Genomic DNA, 19,077 nt, shown 5'->3' with positions numbered 1-19,077 from the left:
CTGTCTTGAAGTGTGTCCAGCGTGAGCGGGACGGCACGGCTGGCGCACTGGGCCGAGAGCACCTCCTTGCCGCTGAGATCTTCGGCTACAGCTTTGCCAACTACCGCGACCATTTGGGCATCGGCAATGTCCGCTTCGAAGACTTGATGCCCGATGACGCCAAGGTATTGCAGCAAGCCGTCACGGAGAATTGGCCGCTCACACGCGTTGCCGCTGCAATGAATACCGACACCGACAACGCCGCTTCGCTCATTGATAGTGCCAAGGACGCCATAAAAGTCGTTGACGCAGCCACGCCGGCGGACTCGTTCCGCATGGCGGTCCGGCAATTGGTACAGACCGCCAGTGAGCAAGGATTGAACACGGAGCAAGACGTTGACAACCTTGTCACACAGATTTGCTACCGGGTCTCCGACCTGTCGGTTCTCCTTGATCTCGACGATTCCCGCTTGAGCGACTACAGCCGAGCCCTCCGCGAGGAATCTGACGAGACGGATGATGCGGACATGGACGAATCGCCCTGATCAAAGGACACCATCGCTCGCGATGACGGGCACAGCTCCATCATCGGCTTTCCCAGTGTCGACGTGTTGTCCGAACTCGTCGCCCCCGGAAGTGAAGCTTCCGCCAGCGACAATCTCGGAGAGGGCGTCGGCAATTCATTGACTCGGCATACGGTGTGCAACAGAATGCTGCCTTATTGCCCGCAAAGCATTGGCAAGATTGAGCGTTGCCGCCTATCTGGTTCTGGATCCCACTGTTTGACGTTTTGAAACGGAGGCTCTCTTCGTCCTGAGCCCCACTTTGCTACCACTGTTGAATAACCGTGATCTCCATCGACCCCAATTCACGCGGAACCAATATAGTCCGCGTTGGGGTTAAGATATGGACTCGGGGCGTCACCCGATTGTCTGTCTCATATGCCCGAACGAGGGGCGATGCCATTTGGAGTCCAGGAAAATTGCAAATGCTTAAACGAACGGTTGGGTTGCTGGTTCTTATTGGGATCTTGAGTGCTCCGATCATCGCCCGGGCGGATGAAGAGGGCAGAACCGCGTCGCCCCACGCGCCTCAGTGGCAACCCATCGAGATCGAATTCACCGCCAAACAGCGGTATCGCAACGCCTATGTCCAATGCCAGGGGTGGGTTGATTTCGAACATGACGACGGAACCAAGATCCGTCGACCGATGTTCTGGGATGGTGGTCAAACGTTTCGAGTTCGGTTTGCATCCACGAAGCCGCAGGGAGTTTGGAAGTGGACTTCGGCAAGCCAACCGAACGACGCGGGACTGCATGGGCTATCCGGCAGGCTGCAAGCGAGCGCGAATTCGGAGCCTGATACGATCTTTGATCATCACGGGTTTTGGCAGATTCGATCCGGAGAACGGAACCTGGTTCATGCCGACGGCACCTCGCGATTGATGTGCGCTGACACACCGTGGGCCCTCCCCTGGCGAGCTACGGTAGAACAGACGATCAAGTATGCCGAAGACCGGAAATCGAAAGGTTTCAACGCGGCGTTGCTAATGACCGTGATGCCGGATTCCAAGACAACCGGTCCTCGTTCTCGGACGAAAGATGGTGGTTTTGACGTGGGCTTTGAAGACCTGCCAGAGGGAGGTTTGCGGCAATTGAACGTCGATTATTTTCGGTATTTTGATAAGCTGATCGAAGTGCTGGTGGGCCGTGGGATCGCGCCGGTCTACCAGCCCGTCTTTCACGGATACGGCTGGAAAGGTGGTGGGACGGCGGGGAACCGCGTCAGTGCCAATGACTACGCCCGCTATTGCCGGTATCTCGTCGCGCGGTACGGTGCTCGACCGGCGATTTGGCTGGTCGGCGGTGACGGGCCGGCCACCGATCCCAACGTCTTGGACCAACTGGATCGTGCCGGCGAAGAGATCGAACGTTGGGATGCTTATGGGCAACCGACCGGCATTCACTATTCACCGCATGCCCTCAACCGCACCCATCAAGACAAGCGGTGGCTCGATTTTCAGTGGTGTCAAACCGGCCACAACGAAGAGCATGTTCCGGAACGTGTCGCCGATATGTGGCGGAACCTTCCCGTCAAGGCAGTCGCCAATGGTGAGCCCACCTACGAGAATATTGGCAGGATGGGTAAAGCGTCCGGTTGGTGGCAGGGCCACGAAGCCTGGTGCAACATTTGCTCTGGAGGAACGATGGGGGTCGTCTATGGCGCCGCCAGCCTGTGGAACTGGCGGCTGCGGGGCGATGAGCCGGGGCACGCCGATTGGTGCACCGCGCCGGGCGCTGGTTGGGAAGACGCACTTCAATTCGAAGGCGCAAAGTATCCTGGGATCGCGGCCAAAATTCTGAATCAGTATCCGATTGCCGGGATGGAGCCGAATTGGACGTGCACCTATGGACGCCGAGGATTGCTGATCCCGGACAAACTGTTTGTCCTGTATCTGCCCGATGGCGGCAGCACCGCAATTATCTCGACCGAAGTCCCACGTTCCTACCGCGTGTACGATCCCCAGACGGGCGAACAGGTTGGTGAAGGGCGATTGCCGGAAACCGGCCGGGCATCGATCAATAGCGGAATGGAAGGTCAACCATGCGTAGTCGTTTTCCATCTCTAGCTGCCGGCGTTCGACACGGTCACCATGGTGAAAGAAATGGGCTTGCTAACCCTTGCGATTGGTGCGGGCATCGGTCGGTTCTTGGAGTATCGACAAGCGACGGCGTGGCAACGAGCTCTCGCGGCGGTGAGTGGCTTCGTTGGATTCTTCTTCTGGATGCTGATGGGGCAAACAGTATTCGACTCGAGTCGAAATGACCCCGCTGCCGAGCATCTTGGGTTCTTTTTGGCGGGCGCTGCGCTGGGAATGTTCTCCCGATACATCATCAACTCTCGAGGACGCAGCAAAGGCAAAAGCGATGCGGCGACCGAGGCCCCACGCGATCGGCCGACGGAACAGCCATGGCTGCTGTTGCGAGCTCAGTGGCTGGTTCCGGTCTATTGGCTCGTCTGCCTTTATTCTTTCTATCGATTGACCTCGTAGCGAGCCGGTTTTCGCGTCCCCCGTCACCGAAAACAGGGCGGCCGCGATTAACTGCTCCGTGGTTTAAGGAAACGCGGTCCAAAGCGGCCGTCGTCCTGGCCGTCGATAACTCGGTCACCGTCGGTACTGTCGTTGCAGCGATTGCGACACCCCGATGCTTGACTTTCGGTGGTCAGGTGCAGCAAATTGGCCTTTCGGCGGCAGCCCGTTTGAATAGCCGCATGGCGAATTGGGTCAACCAAAACAGTTTTTTCGGATTTGTTCGGTGGTATTTGTCACACCGTCGCTGCTGGTGTGTCCAAGCTTGTGATCGTCTGTTCATTTCATCACTTTGGGCGACCGGGGGTCCGCCATGCAAAATCCGTTCAGCGAGGTCGATTCGGACGAAGTCTCGGATGCGGATCTGGTCGATCTGGCCGTCCGTGGCGATCGTGCCGCGCTGGAGACGCTGGTTTTGCGGCACCAGGCATGGATCTATAACATCTCGGTCCGAATGGTGTTTCACCCTCAAGATGCTGAGGAGGTGACCCAAGAAGTGCTCGTCAAAGTGATCACCAAACTGAGCACGTTTAAGGGAGAGAGCAAGTTTCGCACATGGTTTTACCGGATCGCCGCCAATCATGTTCTGAACATGAAGCGTCGCGACGCAGAGGCTCACGAAATGACCTTTGCCGACTATGGTGAGGCGATCACCGGCACGCCGGACTTGGAACTGCCTGATCCTGAGCATGTTCCCGTAGCCCTCCCGGTCTTGGTCGAGGAAGCCAAGCACAGCTGCACGATGGGAATGCTGCTGTGCTTGGATCGCAGGCAACGGTTGATCTTTACGCTCGGCGAGATCCTGGGCGCGAGCGACAGCGTCGGCGGCGAAGTTCTGGAGATGACCGCTGTCAATTTTCGCCAATGCCTCGCACGGGCCCGCCGTGACCTGCACCATTTCATGAACCACCAGTGCGGTCTGGTCAACGCGAACAATCCCTGCCGCTGCCCCAAGAAAACGCGTGGTTTCATCGAAGCTGGGCATGTCGATCCGCACCGGTTGATGTTTGCTTCGCGGCATGTCCAACGAATACGAGATGTGGTGGGTGAGACGGTCAGGGAGATCGAGGATCTGGTCGAGCAACAGCACGTCGCCCTCTTTCGAGAGCATCCGTTTCTTCAGTCAGAGAATGCAATTGACTGGCTGCAACGCATGCTCCAGCGGGAAGAGGTGCGCAAAACACTGCGACTAAATTGAGGAATTTGATCCCACGCCCGTCACAGTCGGTTCCGAGCCGTGTCAATGAGTAAGAGGCAGCAAGGGCTGCTCGATTCACACTCATTCGAAGGGATCGCCATGACTCTCAAACTCCCCGAACCCGTCGCCGGCTATTTCAAAGCGGACGAATCAAACGGCGAAGCCGTTGCACGTTGTTTCACCGGCGATGCCGTGGTGAAGGACGAAGGCCACGCGTATCGCGGCCGCCAAGAGATCCAGAAGTGGAAAGAAAACGCGTCGACGAAGTACGTCTACACCTGCGAGCCGCTGAAGAGCGAGCAGCGGGAGGACCAGTGCGTCGTCACCTGTCGACTGACAGGAAACTTTCCCGGTAGCCCAGTCGCCCTGAGGTATGTCTTCGAGTTTGAGGGTGAGCAAATCGCGTCGTTAGAGATCGCCCCGTAGCCACGTCTCCTTCGTCATCGGAGATGTCTGAGCGGCGACGGGGACAATCAGCTCGTTGTCGTCGTCGCTTTCGGCGGGAAGCGACCGGTCCATATTTTCACACGAATGGTAGGGGCTTTGTGAGCCGACGGCGCTAGCCGCGGGCCTTGATGCGCCTTGAACACGGCGGCAAGGCCCGAGGCTAGCGCCTACGGCTCAGCGTATTGGCTTAAGGCCCGTGGCATTCTACTTTTACACCTTTCTGGTACTAAACCTATGAAATCAGCACTATTCACATTGGTCGTCTTGGCTTTGTGCCCGGGCGCGATGGCGGACGATTCCGAGCCCAGCGAGGTTCAGTCAGAGACTGATACTAAGTCGAGGGCCATAGAGCATGCACTGGAATCCTTCGCCGGAAACTGGCAGATCGTCGGCGTGCAACCGCCGGGAGTTACGAACGATGCCAAGCGATTGGTTTTTCGCAAAGACCGAACCTACGCGGCGATGGACGCAGGCAATCAGGAGCTGTGGTCCGGCACCTTTGATCTCGACCCGACGTCAACGCCGAAAGTCTGGGATCACCGCTCGGACGAATCGAAAAAGGCTGGTGGCGACGCTCTGGGAATCTACGAATTGGAGGGCGACAGGTTGAAAGTTTGCTGTGTCGTCGGTGTCTGGAAGGAGAAGCAGTGGTCGGGAAAGCCTCGCCCGGGCGAGTTCAAGCTGCCAAACGCGGATGTCGTGCTGGAGCTTCGGCGGCTGGGCGATGGCAGGTAGCGGAAACGCGCTTCTGGGAATCGTCCCTTCAGTGCAGCCAATTCTGCCGCCTCCAATATTTTCCGTCCTCTCCACCCGACGACGGTGTGCTGTCACGTCGTTGGGAGAGGGGTGGCAGAATGATTTGGGGCAGAATGATTCGGGGCAGAATGATTCGGGGCAGAATGATTCGGGGCAGAATGATTCGGGGCAGAATGATTCGGGGCGCGATGCCTGACGGTCAGCTGCTGGGGCCAGGCGAGTTCCGCGGAATCGAAACTTTTGGCGAGTTTCGCTACGCCATTCATTTAATCGTTGTGCCTCAGCCTTAGCCCAGTTTTTTGCCGATGAATTGGACGACGGAGGCCATGCCGGTGTGATACTTGCCTTCGACCACTTCGCGTTCCGCTTCGTGCAGCAGGATGGTTTCCAGTCCAGTCAGTTCGCTTTCGATCTTGGCGGGCGTCATCAGCAGGTCCAAATCGCCAGGCCCGCCCGTGCCGCGATCACATTGGTTTTCGGAGTACGCTTCGAGGATCAGGACGCCGCCCGGCTTCAATGATTGCACCAAAAGTGGGTACAGCTTGTCGCGAATCGAACATGGCAGGTGCGCAAAGATCGAGACGACTCCGCCATAGGTTTGTGGTTCGGGTTGAAAGTCATTCAGGTCGGTGACTTCTGTCGAGATCGAGACGCCTTGGTGCGCAGCCAACTTCGCGGCCTTGGCGAGCCCGACGTCCGAACCGTCAACCGCGTGGACGCGCAATCCCTGAGTCGCCAGAAAGACGGCGTTGCGTCCCTCGCCTTCCGCAATCGAAAGCACGGGGTCGATCAGCAGGTGGGCATTTTTCGCGAGAAACGAATTCGGTTCCGTGCCGTATGCAAATTCGGTTTCGGAGAACCTCGCGTTCCAATCTGGTGGTGACATACCGAATCTCCATCGTTAGTGGTCGAGCGGCCGTGCAGGACGCATCAAACTTGACGACCGGCCGGTCACGTAATAACATAAGTTGCATGAAGCGAGATAGCAAGCTCTCCGGCGTTCTGCACATCCTGCTGCACATGGCCGCACTGGACGAGCCGCCGGTGACGTCGAGTGACTTGGCGAAGATCATGGACACCAATCCGGTCGTGGTGCGTCGTCTGATGGCGGGGCTTCGCGAACAGGGCTACGTGCGATCGGAGAAGGGGCATGGCGGCGGCTGGACTTTGGCGTGCGACTTGCGCAAAGTCACGTTGCTGGACATTTACCAGGCCGTCGGTAGTCCTTCGTTGTTGGCGATCGGCAATCGCACCGAATCGCCGGGGTGTCTGGTGGAGCAGTCCGTGAACGCTGCACTCGGCAAAACGTTCGATGAAGCCGAGCAACTGTTGCTGCGGCGGCTTGGTGAAGTCACGCTGGCCTCGCTGAGTGCGGATTGTCACAAGCGACTCAAGGCCAAAGGCATTCCACTCAACGCAAAACGGAACGCGCATGGAGTCTAACGATGACTTTTTCAAGGCTGTTTTTCACGACCCGGAGTCGATCCCGAGATGGCATCGCAGGCTCGAGACGCGATCGATTCTCACCTGACGATACTCGATCCCGAGCAAGACGAATCGCTTTTGGGCGAGGCCGGATTTTCGGACGTCAGTCTGTTCTACGCCGGCTTCGCGTTCAGAGGTTGGGTGTCGTATGCGGGTTAACGATGTGTTCGGAGAGTCGCCGTGTTCTCCGAATTTGGCGGGCTCGATAAAGCGAAACCTTGCGCTGCGCCGACCTCGGAGAGGACGGCGACTGTCCTGCCCAATCGAAAACGAGGCTGCGGCGGGCTGCTAGTGCTTTTTGCGCGCTGGAGAAATCGAGTCGCTGCGAATTGCCAACCCGTGCTCACCGAGCACTTGAATAATTCGTTCAACACTTCGGGTACCGAAGTTTGGGATTCTGGCGAGTTCACCACGAGTTAGCTCCACAAGCTCGCGGACGTACAAGACGCCGACTTCCTCCAGTCCGTTTACGGTTCGAACGTCCAGGTCAAGCTCGGCCACCGCGGACGCTAGCAATTCTGTCTTTTTCTGCTCGGCGACCCACTCGCGGTCTAACGGAATCCGTGTCCTCGCCATCTCACAACGCTCCATCGGCCGTAAAGAAGTTTCGTCCCTCAGTCAGACTCTGCTTGTAACAGATGATGGCCGAAATCTGATGCATTTTCCGGCCGTTTTTGAACTTTTTTGATGTGCCGCTATTCGTCGGACGCTGGAGCCTCTCGGGCTCTGTGGTGGACCGTCACCTCGGCGAGCGTTCGTCCGAGTTGACGGCCGACGGTCATGTAGCCCTCGGTATCGGAATCGGGCGTGTTCCAAGCGGTCTCAAGCGTGACGGCGATCGCCGGTGTGCCGAGTCGTGCCACCCAATTCTTGCTGATGTACTTCCACATTTTCGGATCGTATTTGGGACCGGATTCAATGGTTCTGCCCGCGAACCGCAGCGGACCACTGATCTGTTCTTTGGCCACTTTTAAGAACAGGTCCAGGTTTTTGCGGCCTTGCTCCGGCAGCATGTCCCTGGGCGGGAGGTAGAAGTAGGGCAGGGTGTCTCGGGCGGAGGGATTGTGGAGGTCGACAAACGCCAGCAACCGCTTGTCTTTCGCCGCGGCAAAGAGCTGGGACTGAGCGGCATCGACGGCTTGCCAGTGCGGCTGGTCACTCCAGTCACGATTGTGATCCTGGGGCGATTGATTCTTGCCGCCGGCGCCGTGATAAACATTGTCGATGTCCATGATCGGAACAATCACGACATCGGCCCGGTCGCGGAGTTGCCTCGCATCTTCGTCGTCTGAAACGAGCCACTCGGCGAAGCCCCGGCAGACCCAGCTCGATCCGGATTCCCATGCGTGCTGTCTCGCCTGGATCCAGATCAGCGGGCGTGGCTTTTGCTGGTCGATGTTCTTGATCGAAGCGACTCGCAGCGCAGGCGTCTCACGTCCTTCTCGTGTCTTGCACAAGACAAACGATTCCGCGTCGGGACTTGATTTGGCAAGGCGTTCGACGAGCGTTTTGGCGTCGGCGGGAACGAAGGGCGGGCCCCACGCCACGAGTGCCTGATCTGTATCGACTGCCAGTGTGTATCGGATTTGCTTGCCCTCGCGCACGCCGGCCGCGGACTGTTCCCAGGTTTGCCCTTCATCGGTACTGAAGGTTGCTCGATCAGGCGTCGCCCACGGCGCGTCACCGACTTCGATCGTGATCGGATTGCCGGGGATCAGTCCGGAGAGTTTGACGTACCACCAACACCGCCATCCGCGGCCGGGATGGTCATCGGGGCGCAAGCGAATGAAATGTGCCTCCTGATTGATTTCTTCGATGACGCCCGAACCGCCCGGAAAGTCGCTGTCGACGGCGATCTGGGCGGGGGTGATCGATGGATTCAGGATGACTGCCGCTGCAATGCCGATCGAGCAAATGAGAAGGAAATCTTTCGCTCGCTGCGGTGCTCGCAAGTCGGGTTGGCAATTCGTCTTGACGGACAACTTTTGCATGGGGGACTCCCAAAAAACGCACGACCGCGTCACCAAAGCGGTACGCTCCGCCGCACTGGTGGCTGACGCCGCTGCGCTCGTGGACCACGGCCCGGGACGGCCATCGTACTCGAAAAAATGCACGCGGTGGCTCCAGGTCTGGTAAAATTCGACGCCACGTCTATTTCGTGTGGAAAGAGAAGTTGTGTCGGAACAGGAGTTGAAATGATTGGTTTTCGTCGCGTGTGTTTGGTCGTCCTTTGGGGCGCGTTGATTCCGCTGTCGGTTGAGGGTGACGACGCACTGGAAAAGGAGCAAATCGAAAAATGGTCGGCTTACTATCTGCAACAAGCGAAGAGTTATGAATTGCGGCTGGCGGATCCGGGGGACGAAACGTTGACCTTGGTTCCGGAGCCGGTGTTGCGTTGGCAAAACCCGCTGCGATCGACGACCCACGGCGAGTGTTTTGTGTGGACGCGTGATGGAAAAGCAGTCGGCTTTGCATCGATCTTTTCCTATCCGATTGAAAACAACCAGCGGAATGTCGCGCGGGCGTTTAACTCCTTTGCCGACGGTCCGCTGGTGGCCGATGACGATGGGCGACCGTTCTGGCAGGCACCGTCGGTGTCGAAAGAGGAATGGCAGATGGTTCCGGGTTCACCCGAGGTTGCAAGCTCCGCAGCGCGACGTCTGTTTCAAATGCGTTCCTTGGCTCGGCAGTTTTCGGCACAGCTTGGGGGCACCGATGGCGATGAGCAACGAACGTTGCGGTTGATGGCCGCTCCGCTGTATCGCTATGCCTCGCAGGATGACGCGGAAAAAGATGGTGCACTGTTTGCGTTTGTGATGGGAACCGATCCGGAGATCATCCTGTTGATCGAAAGCCGCGAAACCGATTCCGGGTTGAAATGGTTTTTTCTCGCCGCGCGGCACAGCTACACCACACTGGTTCTCCGCCACCAGGATCGTGAAGTTTGGCGGTACACGCGCCGCGAGCATAGTCCGCGGTACCTGTCGCAGCACGGCATCGATCTGCAGCCGGCGGTGCTGGAGTGATTGCGGCGGATCACGGGGAGCGAACGATTGTCAATCCGCTCGCGTTGGAAGATGCGTTGTTCACAGCTTCTGCTGGATGCACTGCAGCAGAACGACTGCGTGATCGTCGACGATCTTCACCTGGCATCGGCGCCGATGGGTGATTGCAATCACTTCTATCCACGATCCGGCTTTCTCGATTCGCCGATGAATGCGATTGCAGCCTATGTGATCGAGACTGGGAAGAAGCTGGTGTTGGGGAGCAACGGTCAACTACCGGGGCCTCTTCGGGACCGGTGCTATGACTTCGGCATCGATGATTTTGAGCCCGATGACTATCAACACCTCTGCGCTCGCTTTCTTGGACGACCGGCGGACGGTGTGAACTTTGAGAAAGTCCACCGATTTGCGCCAAAATTAAACGCTCATCAGCTCAAGCTGGCTTGCGGCTGGATGAAGGGGGCAGGAGACTTCGAAACCGATTCGTTCATCGACTACCTGCGGAGTCAGCAGTTGGCGAGCAACGTGTCGTTGGGCGAGGTCGCCAATGTTGAATTGAGCGAGCTGAAGGGCGTCGATGACGTGATCGCCAGTCTTGAAGCTCACATTGCCGTGCCGCTTGAAAATGACGAATTGACCAATCAGTTGGGCCTGCGACCGAAACGAGGTGTCCTGCTGGTCGGGCCACCCGGGGCCGGCAAGACGTCGGGATGGGAGTTCTGCTTGAACGCGTTGGCGTCTTTGGCCGGCCCCCGCGTCATTTGCGAGTACGCTGGGAGGCTGGTCAATTCGATCTTTCCGACGAGGAACGAAGGCGGCTGCGAGGAATCTCGGTCGAGTTTGATTCCTCCTTCGAGCGATACGCAGATTGTCCGATTGAGCAGACGAAGCGGTCCGGTTCACGGGTGATCGCCCCGACAGGTCCGGTGAAGCGTCGGGAACAACTGGCCGTCTTTGAGCAGGAACCGGCGCGTAAAGTTGCCGTGACATCGAAAACGTTTCGGCAGTTCTATCAAGCTTACGCCAATCAAACGCATCCGGTCTTCATCACGTCCGATTCGATTTGGAATGCCTTTCATCGGATTCTCGAGGACTCGATTGTCAAGCTGGAATTCCGCCAGATCGAACGGCTGCAGCGGCTGATGCCGACGCTCGAGGAGCGGCTTGCCGTGGCGGATCCGTCCGCAGATTCCGACATGATCCGGTCCGCCGTCGTCGCGCGAGAGTCGTCGTCGGCGTTGCTCGCCAGCTGATCGATACCAACTACGGTGAAACGCTTGCCGGACTGCTGAATTACCAAGCGTCTTCGGCCGCGGAATCGAATACAGAGATTCAGATAGCCAGGCGCTTGGGGTTCCAGAGAGACTCCCAGTTTGACGGCCCTTTCCTGTGCGCTCATCGTTGATTCAGCTCCGATGGTTGGTGCTGCGAAAAAGAGAGGTTAAGCCGCGCGGGGATCGCGGGAAAGGTCACAGACGCCTCGCGAATGGCCTATGATGTGCTTTCCCACCAAGGTCCCACCGCGCGCACGTCTACGCACCAGCCCCTTTCACCATGGCCCCGATCGACTGGATCATTCTGCTTCTGTACGCCGTTTCCACGATCGGATTGGGATGGTATTTCAGCAGAAATCAGCAGGACACGAGCGAGTACTTCGTCGGATCGGGAAAAATGAATCCCGTTCTGATCGGCGTGTCGTTGTTTGCGACGTTGTTGAGCACGATCAGCTACCTTGCGATTCCCGGTGAGGTCCTTGGCAAGGGGCCGATCTTTCTGAGCAACTACATCGCGTACCCGTTTGTCTATCTGGTCTTGGGATTCGTCATCTTGCCGGTCTACATGCGGCAGCGCGTCACCAGCGCGTACGCGTTGCTGGAAGACCGGCTTGGGTTGAGTGTTCGGCTGCTTGGTGGAATTTTGTTTCTGACGTTGCGATTGGTTTGGATGTCATTGCTGGTGTTTCTGACGGCCAAGGCGATCGCGGTCATGATCGGTGTGAGCGATGAAATGGTGCCTTGGATTGTTTTGGTGACGGGCATCTTTGCGGTCACCTACACCTCTTTGGGAGGTTTGCGTGCGGTCGTGATCACGGACCTGATGCAGACCGTTTTGCTTTACGGGGGTGCGTTGTTGACGATCGGAACGGTCAGCTGGCAGATGGGCGGTTTCAGCTGGTTTCCTACTCAATGGCCCAGCGACATTTGGGATCAACAACCGATCTTCAGTATTGATCCGTCGACTCGAGTGACGGTGGTCGGCACGATTGTCTCCGTCTTTCTCTGGATGGTCTGCACTTCGATGGGAGACCAAGTTTCTGTACAGCGGTTTATGGCGACCGAGGATGCCAGGTCCGCTCGCTTTGCCATGGGGATGCAGCTGATCGTCTCCGTTGTCGTCGGGGCAACACTGGGGCTGGTGGGCATCGCGTTGCTCGGTTTCTTTCACGCCAACACGGCGATGCTGCCCGGAGAAGGCACGTTGAAGGCACAAGCGGACACCGTTTTTCCACATTTCATTGCCGCTCACCTTCCGCCCGTCGTCACCGGGCTTGTCGTATCGGGACTTTTTGCGGCTGCGATGTCGAGTATCGATTCCGGTGTGAACTCCATCACGGCAGTGGTGATGACAGATTTTCTAGAACGATTCGGACGCAAACCCGAGACGCAGGCAAATCAATTGAAGATGGCTCGCGTGTTGGCGATCATCATCGGTGGCGTCGTCGTCTCGCTCAGTTCGTTCATTGGTTACATCCCCGGAAATTTCATGGCGGTGACCAACAAAACGGTGAACTTGCTGACCGTCCCCATTGCGTTGCTGTTTTTCTTTGCCCTGTTCGTTCCCTTTGCCAACGCAAAAGGGGTTTGGACTGCGACCATCGCAAGCGTCAGCGTGGCTGTTTTGATCGCGTTCTCGGGTGTGATATTCGGAAAGGTTTCCGAGGCGGCCCCCGACCCCGTCAGTTTTCAATGGATCTCACCCGCTGCGTTGGTCGTGGGTGTGACGGTCGGGCTTGTCGCTTGTAAGTTGTTCGCAAAGAAGTAAGTTGTTCGCAAGGAAGACGACCGCATGAATCAAAGAAAATTTTTCGCCATCTTGCTGGCTGTCGCTGCATCGGCAACCGCCCGCGCCGATCAGGCATGGCAGTTGACCCCGGCGTTACGGCAGAAGTGCGTTTCGGTGCTTCGCCAAGGATTGCCCGGCGAAGCGTTTTGGCCCGCGATGCATGCAGCCGTCTTCGCAGGTGAGGCGGGGATGACAGACGCCGTTCCATTTCTGATCCGCCAGCTCGAAGACGAAAACCTTGATGCGCGGATTCGTGCGGCGGGTGCCCTGCTTGCACTTGACCGTCAACCCAAGACCGGTTCAAAACGACCATGAGTTTGCTTGATCTGATTCGCCTGGACGGAAAACGCGCGCTCGTCACCGGGGCAGGCTGCGGCATCGGAAAAGGCTGCGCACTTGAACTGGCTCACGCCGGTGCCGACCTGATCCTCAATGACCGACCTGGCAGCGAAGAACTCGTGAAGACCGCCGCAGAAATTCGAGCGTTGGGAAGAAATTGTTGGACTGTTGAAGCCGATGTTTTCACCGCGGCCGGTTGTGAATCGTTGGTTCGTCAGGCGATCGAACTTGCCGGCACGATCGATATCTTGGTTAGCAATCCGGCCTATGGGAAGCGATGCGGCTTTCTGGATTTCCCCGCTGATGAATTCGACAAGGTGATCGATGCGACGTTCAAATCGGGCTTTCGCATCAGCCAAGCGGTCGCACGCCACATGGTGGAATGTGGGATCTTGGGAAAGATTCTGTTTATCAGCAGCGTCGTTGGCGAGATGCCGTTTGAACGCAATGGCCCCTACGAATCGGCCAAGGCTGCTTTGAATCAACTGACTCGGAGTATCGCGGTGGAGATGTTCCCGCATCGCATCAACGTCAACGCGATTGCGCCCGGTTGGATCGACACACCGACCGAGCGAAAGACATTCACCAAGGAGGTCATCGAAGCACGAGGCCCCACCCTGCCTTGGGGACGCATCGGCACGCCGTCGGACATAGGTCAGGCCGCAACGTTTTTAGTTTCCGAGGCCGCCGATTACATCACGGGAGTCGTGCTGGCGGTCGACGGCGGATTCCGATTCAAGGACATGCGAGCCGAAGATGAGCCACAGGAAGCGGATCCGCTGTGAGCATGAACGAACCAATCCAGCTGGAATCTCGTCGCTTCGGCGGCAGTCGTGTCGGGCCCAATCTGTTGATCACTGCGGGGGTACACGGCGATGAGTATTTGCCGATGCTTGCCGTGGGCGAACTGATTCGCAGGTTCGATTCGGATGATAGACTGACGCGAGAGCTGCGCGGCACGTTGACATTAATTCCGGTTGTCAATCGCTCTGCGTACCGTGCCGGACGCCGCGTCGGCGATGACGGTCGGGACCTTGCACGCACGTGTCCCGGACGCCAAGACGGAACCATCACCGAGCGAGTCGCTAATGCGTTGAGTCGTCAGATCGCCGAAGCGGATTTCTATATCGATTTGCATTCGGGAGGAACGGAGTTGTGCGTTTTGCCGCTGGCCGGTTACATGCTCCATTCAAATGCGGTGATTCTGCAACAGCAGCGAAAGATGGCGTGCGTCTTCGGCTTGCCAGTCGTTTGGGGCACGTCGGCGGAGTTGCAAGGACGGTCGCTTTCGGTGGCGCGTGATGCCGGGATTCCAGCTATTTACGTCGAGTATCTCGGTGCTCACCGTGAGCTTGCCGAACTGTCAAACGGCGCGTTCCGTTCAACGGACCACGATCACCCGCTTGTCGTTGGATGTCTCAACGTGATGCGGCACTTAGAGATGCTGCCTGGGGAGATTCAGGCATGCGAAGACCAGCAGGTGGCCGAAGACTGGCGCGACGGTTCGGGACACATGCAAGTCAGTCATCCGGCGCCCACCGGCGGGTTCTTGACGCTTCAGGTAAAGCTCGGCCAGAGAGTCTCGTGCGGCGAGTTGCTTGCCGAGATCGAGTCGCTGCTCGGAGGTGAAAAGCACGCGGTGGTCGCCGAACAGGACGGGACAGTGGTCATGCTACGCGAGTACCCCAGAATCAATGAGGGTGACGCGTTGGCCGTCGTCGTGGAAACTGGGGAGCGATCATGAGTGTGTGGCGATGGGCGGATCGGTATGCCCCTTCGATTCCCGATGAATACTGCCTCTCGCTCGGTGAGGGACGGACGCCTTGCATTCGTTCGAGGAATATCGGCGCTGATTTTGGGATTCGTGATCTTTTTTTCAAGCTCGAATCGGCCAATCCTAGCGGGTCCTACAAAGACCGATTTGCCGCCCTGGCGGTCAGCCACATGCGGGCGAACGGCGAACACACGTGCTTGGCCACATCGAGTGGAAACACTGGCTCGGCTTTAGCCGCGTACTGCGCCGCGGCAAGAATTCGATGTCGAATCGCAGTGGTCGAATCGGCACCATCGGCCAAACTGCAACAGATGTTGGCCCACGGAGCGGAGATCCAGCGGGTTCGAGAATTTGGTACGAACGCGAGTGTGACAGGATTTGTTGTTGAGCATCTCGAAGCGAAATCTCGGCAACAGGGTTTCGCACTGCAAATCAGCGCGTTTCGCTACAGTCCGCTCGGGATGCAGGGAGTGGAGAGCATCGCGTTTGAATTGCAGGAGCAGGTGCCTGGTCACGTTGGAAACGTTTTTTGCCCGGCGGGCGGCGGTGGACTAACTCTGGCAGTGGCTCGCGGGTTTGGGAAAGCGAACGGACTTGCAGCGGTTCACTGCGTGCAGCCCGAAGGGAACGACACGATCGCCAGCGCACTTCGCAAAGGCAGCGACGAGGCGCGTCACGTTCGGTGCAGCACGAAGGTCAGCGGGCTGCAAGTTGCCAACGTGATTGATGGCAACGAGGTGATTGCCGCTTGCCGAGAATCAGGCGGCACGGGCCACACCGTTTCAGATCAACAGATTTTCGATGCCCAAAAGCTTCTCGCACGTGCCGAAGGAATCTTCAGTGAGCCGGCTGGTGCGGTGTCGCTCGCGGGGGCACTCCAAGCGGCCAGACGGGGCGAGCTGGATCCTGAGGTGCCCGTGGTCTGTCTGGTCACCGGAAGCGGTTTCAAAGACTTGGCATCAATCGACGCCATGAATGCCGATGCGGACTGTCCAGTTGTGACCGCGGATGCAATGTTCGCTGAGGATTGAGCATCGAATTAGGAAATCCCAAGGATTTCGAATCCATCACGGAAAATCAACTTCTCAATTTGCTGTTCATTCAATTGCGGCAGATTCGTTCCCGCCACCATCTCGTTCAGTTTTCTCAATCCCGCGATCGATTCATTGACCGTCGTGAACGGGTAGTCGGAGCCAAACAACAATTTGTTCCAAACGCCGTACTCCTGGACCAGCATCAGGCTGTTGTATAGTTGCCACGGTCGGTAGTGCAAGGCACTGATGTCGGCATACACATGGGGGTGCTTTCGAATGGTCGCCACGCACTCACCCTCGTACGGATGACCGAGGTGCGCCAGGACGAACCGGATCTCGGGGTGTCGCGTTGCAACCGGATCGATCAATCGCGGCAACGTGTATTTCAAGGGTGCTTGGCGGACAAACGTGGTTCCGGTGTGCAGCAATACCGGCAGCTGCTTTTCATCGACGTATTTCCAAAGCGGTTCCAGCCGATCATCGTCGACACCGAATCCCGCGTACATCGGCAGAAGCTTGACCCCACAAAGCCCCAGTTGCTCGTGACCGTGCCGCATTTCGTCCTCCCATCCCGCTTGGGTCGGATCGATGGAGAGGTATCCGGTAAGGCGCTCCGGATCTTGTGCGACGTAGTCCGCGATATACTGATCATCGACCCACAAACCACTCAATCGCGCCTTCCCACCAAAGACGACGGTGCGAGTCCCCGGGGGCGCAGCATTGCGGTACTCGTCCAATCGAATCGTCAGGTCGACTTTCTCCCCGGCCTTGGCGGCGGACGCTTGGCGAATGAAGTCTTCGCTGAACGCATCGGGAAACGGCCAGGCATGGCTGTGAATATCTGTGATCATGGGAGGTCTGAACTCCGGTGTGGTGGGATTTTCGTACACTATAGGGAAAGGCAGCCACGCGGTGGTTCGTGCCGAACGCAAAGAACGGAAGGGATACACATCTGAAGTCATGACAGACCAACCACGTCTTCTGGTCATCGGCGTCGGATCCATCGGCGAGCGACACTTGCGTTGCTTCCAGTCGACCGGGCGCTGCCACGTGGCGTTTTGCGAGCCGTTGAGCGAGCGACGCAACGAAGTGGCCGAGCGATACGCTGTCAACGGATACGAGTCTTGGGAGCAGGCGTTGGCGGCGGAGCGTTTCTCCGCGGCCGTCATCGCGTCTCCGGCGCCCTGGCACATCCCGACAGCCCAAGCCCTCACCGATCGCGGAGTTCACCTGCTGATCGAGAAACCCCTGAGCCTGAACACCGATGGCGTCTCCCAATTGTCGGATTCCATCAAGCGTCATGGAACTCGCGTCTCGGTCGGGTTCGTTTATCGTTCTCTACCGGCGTTGCAGCAGATGCGTGCGGCGATCCGTTCTGGAAAGATGGGGCGGGTCGTGCAAATTCAAGTTCAATCCGGACAACACTTTCCGTTTTACCGTCCAGCCTATCGCAACATCTACTACGCCGACGCTGCGCAAGGTGGCGGACTGATCCAGGACATGTTGCCGCATTTTTTAAACGCGGTGGAGTGGATTGCCGGACCGGCCACAAAGGTTGTCGTCGATGCATCACATCAGGTTCTCCCCGGAGTCGACGTGGAAGACACCGTCAATGTTCTTTCTCGGCACGGAGATGTCATGGCGAGTTTTACGACGAATCAACATCAGCCTGTGAACGAATCCGTCATCACCGTCTTGTGCCAGCACGGCGCTGCTCGATGGGAACTCAATGGACATCGATGGTTCTTGGCCGATGAAGTCGGAGGCGATTGGGCGTTACTGCAATCGTTCGACCATCAACGTGATGATTTCTACATTCTCCAGGCGAATGCGTTTATGGATCTTCTTGAGGGAAAGGCAGAACCGTTATGCTCCTTCGACGAAGGATTCGCCACACTGCGCTCAACGCTGGCGATTCTGAAATCAAGACAGTCAAACGCCTGGGAGACTGTTTCCTAGTGCTTTGGCTACCGCTGGTGTTTTAGCCTTGAGGCGATTCCCGGTCGCTGCGACGCAGCGACCGGGGGCGGCTAAAGCCTGCACACCAACACGTATGCCCGTGCCACCTGTCAAAGCGCTCGAGCACTCACCGGAAAAATCGTATGGATGATGTATCGATTCAACAACTGTTCGATCTGACCGGTCGGGTGGCTCTGATCACGGGAGCTTCTGGTTGGCTGGGAAACGCGATGGCGACGGCACTGGCGGAAGCGGGAGCCAACGTGGTGGTCGCCAGTCGAGACGCGACCAAGGCAGACGAGACACGGGCCACGCTTCCCACCCACAAGGGCAGCCGGCACCATTTTGTTGTCCTCGATCAACTCGACGAAGCGTCCATCTGTCGAGGTTTTGAAGATGCCGTCACGAAAGCGGGCAGGGTCGACATCCTGATCAACAACGGCCATGCGGCGGACGGTCATGATTTGACCGATGTGGCTGCCGACCAATTTCAACAGGTCCTTGCCAACGCGACCGGTTGGTTTCTACTGTCGCGGCAGTTCCACGGCCATGTCGTCCATCGCAGTGCGTCGGGTTGCATCGTGAACATTGGCTCGATGTACGGCCAGGTCGGTTCCTATCCCGATGCCTACGAGGGCATTTGCGCGGCAAGTCCGGTTTCGTATCACACGCTCAAAGGCGGGGTCATTCACATGACCCGACACCTCGCCGTCTATTGGGCAAAAGACAAGGTTCGCGTCAACTGCTTGAGCCCCGGTCCGTTTCCAGGACCCGGTGTCTCGCAGGCGTTGGTCGAGCGACTGAAAGCAAAATCGCCGATGGGGCGCATGGGGTTACCGCACGAACTCAAGGGGGCCTTGCTGCTGTTGGCCAGCGATGCGGGAAGCTACATTACTGGCCAAAATTTAACCGTCGATGGCGGCTGGACCGCGTGGTGAGAAATCCGT

At 57.7% G+C, this 19,077-nt stretch carries 22 protein-coding genes; 18 read left to right on the top strand and 4 right to left on the bottom strand.

Annotation, left to right across the window (positions count from 1 at the left end):
- The 6 genes from H1B37_RS24905 to H1B37_RS24875 form a co-directional block, all read left to right on the top strand.
- Positions 1-524 (top strand): hypothetical protein (locus H1B37_RS24905; RefSeq protein WP_182869984.1); only part of this gene is annotated, 524 nt, incomplete at its 5' end.
- 443 nt (positions 525-967) lie between these two features.
- Positions 968-2,608, top strand: coding sequence for a glycoside hydrolase family 140 protein (locus tag H1B37_RS24895; RefSeq protein ID WP_182869982.1), 1,641 nt, complete (start codon positions 968-970; stop codon positions 2,606-2,608).
- Between the two features lie 36 nt (positions 2,609-2,644).
- The gene (locus H1B37_RS24890) at positions 2,645-3,031 is read left to right on the top strand and encodes a hypothetical protein (protein ID WP_220498361.1); all 387 of its coding nucleotides are present in this window, start codon (positions 2,645-2,647) and stop codon (positions 3,029-3,031) included.
- A 352-nt stretch (positions 3,032-3,383) separates the two neighbouring features.
- Positions 3,384-4,268, top strand: coding sequence for an RNA polymerase sigma factor (locus tag H1B37_RS24885; protein WP_182869980.1), 885 nt, complete (start codon positions 3,384-3,386; stop codon positions 4,266-4,268).
- A gap of 99 nt (positions 4,269-4,367) precedes the next feature.
- Positions 4,368-4,694, top strand: a complete 327-nt coding sequence (locus H1B37_RS24880) for a nuclear transport factor 2 family protein (RefSeq protein ID WP_182869979.1) — start codon at positions 4,368-4,370, stop codon at positions 4,692-4,694.
- A gap of 255 nt (positions 4,695-4,949) precedes the next feature.
- Positions 4,950-5,450, top strand: coding sequence for a TIGR03067 domain-containing protein (locus tag H1B37_RS24875; protein ID WP_220498360.1), 501 nt, complete (start codon positions 4,950-4,952; stop codon positions 5,448-5,450).
- 307 nt (positions 5,451-5,757) lie between these two features.
- Here the strand turns inward: H1B37_RS24875 and H1B37_RS24870 are convergent, their stop codons facing one another.
- Positions 5,758-6,357 carry an SAM-dependent methyltransferase gene (locus H1B37_RS24870; protein ID WP_182869978.1) on the bottom strand — a complete coding sequence of 200 codons (600 nt, stop codon included), beginning with the start codon at positions 6,355-6,357 and terminating at the stop codon, positions 5,758-5,760.
- Positions 6,358-6,443: 86 nt separating this feature from the next.
- Between H1B37_RS24870 and H1B37_RS24865 the strand changes: the two genes are divergently transcribed.
- Complete coding sequence (locus tag H1B37_RS24865; protein WP_182869977.1) at positions 6,444-6,914, top strand: Rrf2 family transcriptional regulator; 471 nt, start codon at positions 6,444-6,446, stop codon at positions 6,912-6,914.
- 48 nt (positions 6,915-6,962) lie between these two features.
- A complete protein-coding gene (locus tag H1B37_RS24860) occupies positions 6,963-7,115 on the top strand; it encodes a hypothetical protein (protein WP_286178143.1) in 153 nt (50 codons plus the stop codon).
- Positions 7,116-7,244: 129 nt separating this feature from the next.
- Here the strand turns inward: H1B37_RS24860 and H1B37_RS34540 are convergent, their stop codons facing one another.
- Both H1B37_RS34540 and H1B37_RS24850 read right to left on the bottom strand, forming a co-directional pair.
- The gene (locus tag H1B37_RS34540; RefSeq protein WP_353620914.1) at positions 7,245-7,532 is read right to left on the bottom strand and encodes a DNA-directed RNA polymerase subunit alpha C-terminal domain-containing protein; all 288 of its coding nucleotides are present in this window, start codon (positions 7,530-7,532) and stop codon (positions 7,245-7,247) included.
- A gap of 119 nt (positions 7,533-7,651) precedes the next feature.
- Positions 7,652-8,947, bottom strand: coding sequence for a M14 family zinc carboxypeptidase (locus H1B37_RS24850; protein WP_182869975.1), 1,296 nt, complete (start codon positions 8,945-8,947; stop codon positions 7,652-7,654).
- Between the two features lie 204 nt (positions 8,948-9,151).
- Between H1B37_RS24850 and H1B37_RS24845 the strand changes: the two genes are divergently transcribed.
- From H1B37_RS24845 to H1B37_RS24810, 8 genes are all read left to right on the top strand, one after another.
- Positions 9,152-9,982, top strand: a complete 831-nt coding sequence (locus H1B37_RS24845) for a hypothetical protein (RefSeq protein ID WP_182869974.1) — start codon at positions 9,152-9,154, stop codon at positions 9,980-9,982.
- A 27-nt stretch (positions 9,983-10,009) separates the two neighbouring features.
- The gene (locus tag H1B37_RS24840) at positions 10,010-10,870 is read left to right on the top strand and encodes a P-loop NTPase family protein (RefSeq protein WP_182869973.1); all 861 of its coding nucleotides are present in this window, start codon (positions 10,010-10,012) and stop codon (positions 10,868-10,870) included.
- 17 nt (positions 10,871-10,887) lie between these two features.
- The gene (locus tag H1B37_RS24835; protein WP_182869972.1) at positions 10,888-11,214 is read left to right on the top strand and encodes a DUF3160 domain-containing protein; all 327 of its coding nucleotides are present in this window, start codon (positions 10,888-10,890) and stop codon (positions 11,212-11,214) included.
- Between the two features lie 301 nt (positions 11,215-11,515).
- On the top strand, positions 11,516-13,003 hold the full coding sequence (locus H1B37_RS24830; RefSeq protein ID WP_182869971.1) for a sodium:solute symporter family transporter: 1,488 nt from the start codon (positions 11,516-11,518) through the stop codon (positions 13,001-13,003).
- Between the two features lie 24 nt (positions 13,004-13,027).
- A complete protein-coding gene (locus H1B37_RS24825) occupies positions 13,028-13,339 on the top strand; it encodes a HEAT repeat domain-containing protein (protein WP_182869970.1) in 312 nt (103 codons plus the stop codon).
- Positions 13,336-14,148, top strand: coding sequence for an SDR family NAD(P)-dependent oxidoreductase (locus H1B37_RS24820; protein ID WP_220498359.1), 813 nt, complete (start codon positions 13,336-13,338; stop codon positions 14,146-14,148). The genes H1B37_RS24825 and H1B37_RS24820 overlap by 4 nt, the downstream gene beginning before the upstream one ends.
- A 2-nt stretch (positions 14,149-14,150) precedes the next feature.
- Positions 14,151-15,107 (top strand): succinylglutamate desuccinylase/aspartoacylase family protein, encoded by a 957-nt coding sequence (locus tag H1B37_RS24815; RefSeq protein WP_182869969.1) that lies wholly within the window; start codon positions 14,151-14,153, stop codon positions 15,105-15,107.
- A complete protein-coding gene (locus tag H1B37_RS24810) occupies positions 15,104-16,168 on the top strand; it encodes a pyridoxal-phosphate dependent enzyme (RefSeq protein WP_182869968.1) in 1,065 nt (354 codons plus the stop codon). Before H1B37_RS24815 ends, H1B37_RS24810 begins: the two co-directional genes overlap by 4 nt.
- Positions 16,169-16,176: 8 nt before the next feature.
- Here H1B37_RS24810 and H1B37_RS24805 read toward each other — a convergent pair whose 3' ends face one another.
- Positions 16,177-17,022 (bottom strand): amidohydrolase family protein, encoded by an 846-nt coding sequence (locus tag H1B37_RS24805; protein ID WP_182869967.1) that lies wholly within the window; start codon positions 17,020-17,022, stop codon positions 16,177-16,179.
- A 109-nt stretch (positions 17,023-17,131) separates the two neighbouring features.
- On the opposite strand from H1B37_RS24805, the gene H1B37_RS24800 reads away from it, so the two are divergent.
- Positions 17,132-18,130 carry a Gfo/Idh/MocA family protein gene (locus tag H1B37_RS24800; RefSeq protein WP_182869966.1) on the top strand — a complete coding sequence of 333 codons (999 nt, stop codon included), beginning with the start codon at positions 17,132-17,134 and terminating at the stop codon, positions 18,128-18,130.
- A 143-nt stretch (positions 18,131-18,273) separates the two neighbouring features.
- Complete coding sequence (locus H1B37_RS24795; protein ID WP_182869965.1) at positions 18,274-19,068, top strand: SDR family NAD(P)-dependent oxidoreductase; 795 nt, start codon at positions 18,274-18,276, stop codon at positions 19,066-19,068.
- Positions 19,069-19,077: the final 9 nt, after the last annotated feature.

This window comes from Stieleria mannarensis (assembly GCF_014154935.1).
Classification (GTDB): domain Bacteria; phylum Planctomycetota; class Planctomycetia; order Pirellulales; family Pirellulaceae; genus Stieleria; species Stieleria mannarensis.
This window is presented reverse-complemented; position numbering and strand designations above follow the sequence as displayed.

Excerpts from the sequence above, each read along its gene's own strand:
- H1B37_RS24845 (WP_182869974.1), top strand. The coding sequence starts at position 9,152 with ATGATTGGTTTTCGTCGCGTGTGTTTGGTCGTCCTTTGGGGCGCGTTG.
- H1B37_RS24880 (WP_182869979.1), top strand. The coding sequence starts at position 4,368 with ATGACTCTCAAACTCCCCGAACCCGTCGCCGGCTATTTCAAAGCGGAC.
- H1B37_RS24820 (WP_220498359.1), top strand. The coding sequence starts at position 13,336 with ATGAGTTTGCTTGATCTGATTCGCCTGGACGGAAAACGCGCGCTCGTC.
- H1B37_RS24865 (WP_182869977.1), top strand. The coding sequence starts at position 6,444 with ATGAAGCGAGATAGCAAGCTCTCCGGCGTTCTGCACATCCTGCTGCAC.
- H1B37_RS24885 (WP_182869980.1), top strand. The coding sequence starts at position 3,384 with ATGCAAAATCCGTTCAGCGAGGTCGATTCGGACGAAGTCTCGGATGCG.
- H1B37_RS24810 (WP_182869968.1), top strand. The coding sequence starts at position 15,104 with ATGAGTGTGTGGCGATGGGCGGATCGGTATGCCCCTTCGATTCCCGAT.
- H1B37_RS24870 (WP_182869978.1), bottom strand. The coding sequence starts at position 6,357 with ATGTCACCACCAGATTGGAACGCGAGGTTCTCCGAAACCGAATTTGCA.
- H1B37_RS24875 (WP_220498360.1), top strand. The coding sequence starts at position 4,950 with ATGAAATCAGCACTATTCACATTGGTCGTCTTGGCTTTGTGCCCGGGC.
- H1B37_RS24890 (WP_220498361.1), top strand. The coding sequence starts at position 2,645 with ATGGGCTTGCTAACCCTTGCGATTGGTGCGGGCATCGGTCGGTTCTTG.
- H1B37_RS24850 (WP_182869975.1), bottom strand. The coding sequence starts at position 8,947 with ATGCAAAAGTTGTCCGTCAAGACGAATTGCCAACCCGACTTGCGAGCA.
- H1B37_RS24805 (WP_182869967.1), bottom strand. The coding sequence starts at position 17,022 with ATGATCACAGATATTCACAGCCATGCCTGGCCGTTTCCCGATGCGTTC.
- H1B37_RS24825 (WP_182869970.1), top strand. The coding sequence starts at position 13,028 with ATGAATCAAAGAAAATTTTTCGCCATCTTGCTGGCTGTCGCTGCATCG.
- H1B37_RS34540 (WP_353620914.1), bottom strand. The coding sequence starts at position 7,532 with ATGGCGAGGACACGGATTCCGTTAGACCGCGAGTGGGTCGCCGAGCAG.
- H1B37_RS24815 (WP_182869969.1), top strand. The coding sequence starts at position 14,151 with ATGAACGAACCAATCCAGCTGGAATCTCGTCGCTTCGGCGGCAGTCGT.
- H1B37_RS24895 (WP_182869982.1), top strand. The coding sequence starts at position 968 with ATGCTTAAACGAACGGTTGGGTTGCTGGTTCTTATTGGGATCTTGAGT.
- H1B37_RS24795 (WP_182869965.1), top strand. The coding sequence starts at position 18,274 with ATGGATGATGTATCGATTCAACAACTGTTCGATCTGACCGGTCGGGTG.
- H1B37_RS24800 (WP_182869966.1), top strand. The coding sequence starts at position 17,132 with ATGACAGACCAACCACGTCTTCTGGTCATCGGCGTCGGATCCATCGGC.
- H1B37_RS24830 (WP_182869971.1), top strand. The coding sequence starts at position 11,516 with ATGGCCCCGATCGACTGGATCATTCTGCTTCTGTACGCCGTTTCCACG.
- H1B37_RS24860 (WP_286178143.1), top strand. The coding sequence starts at position 6,963 with ATGGCATCGCAGGCTCGAGACGCGATCGATTCTCACCTGACGATACTC.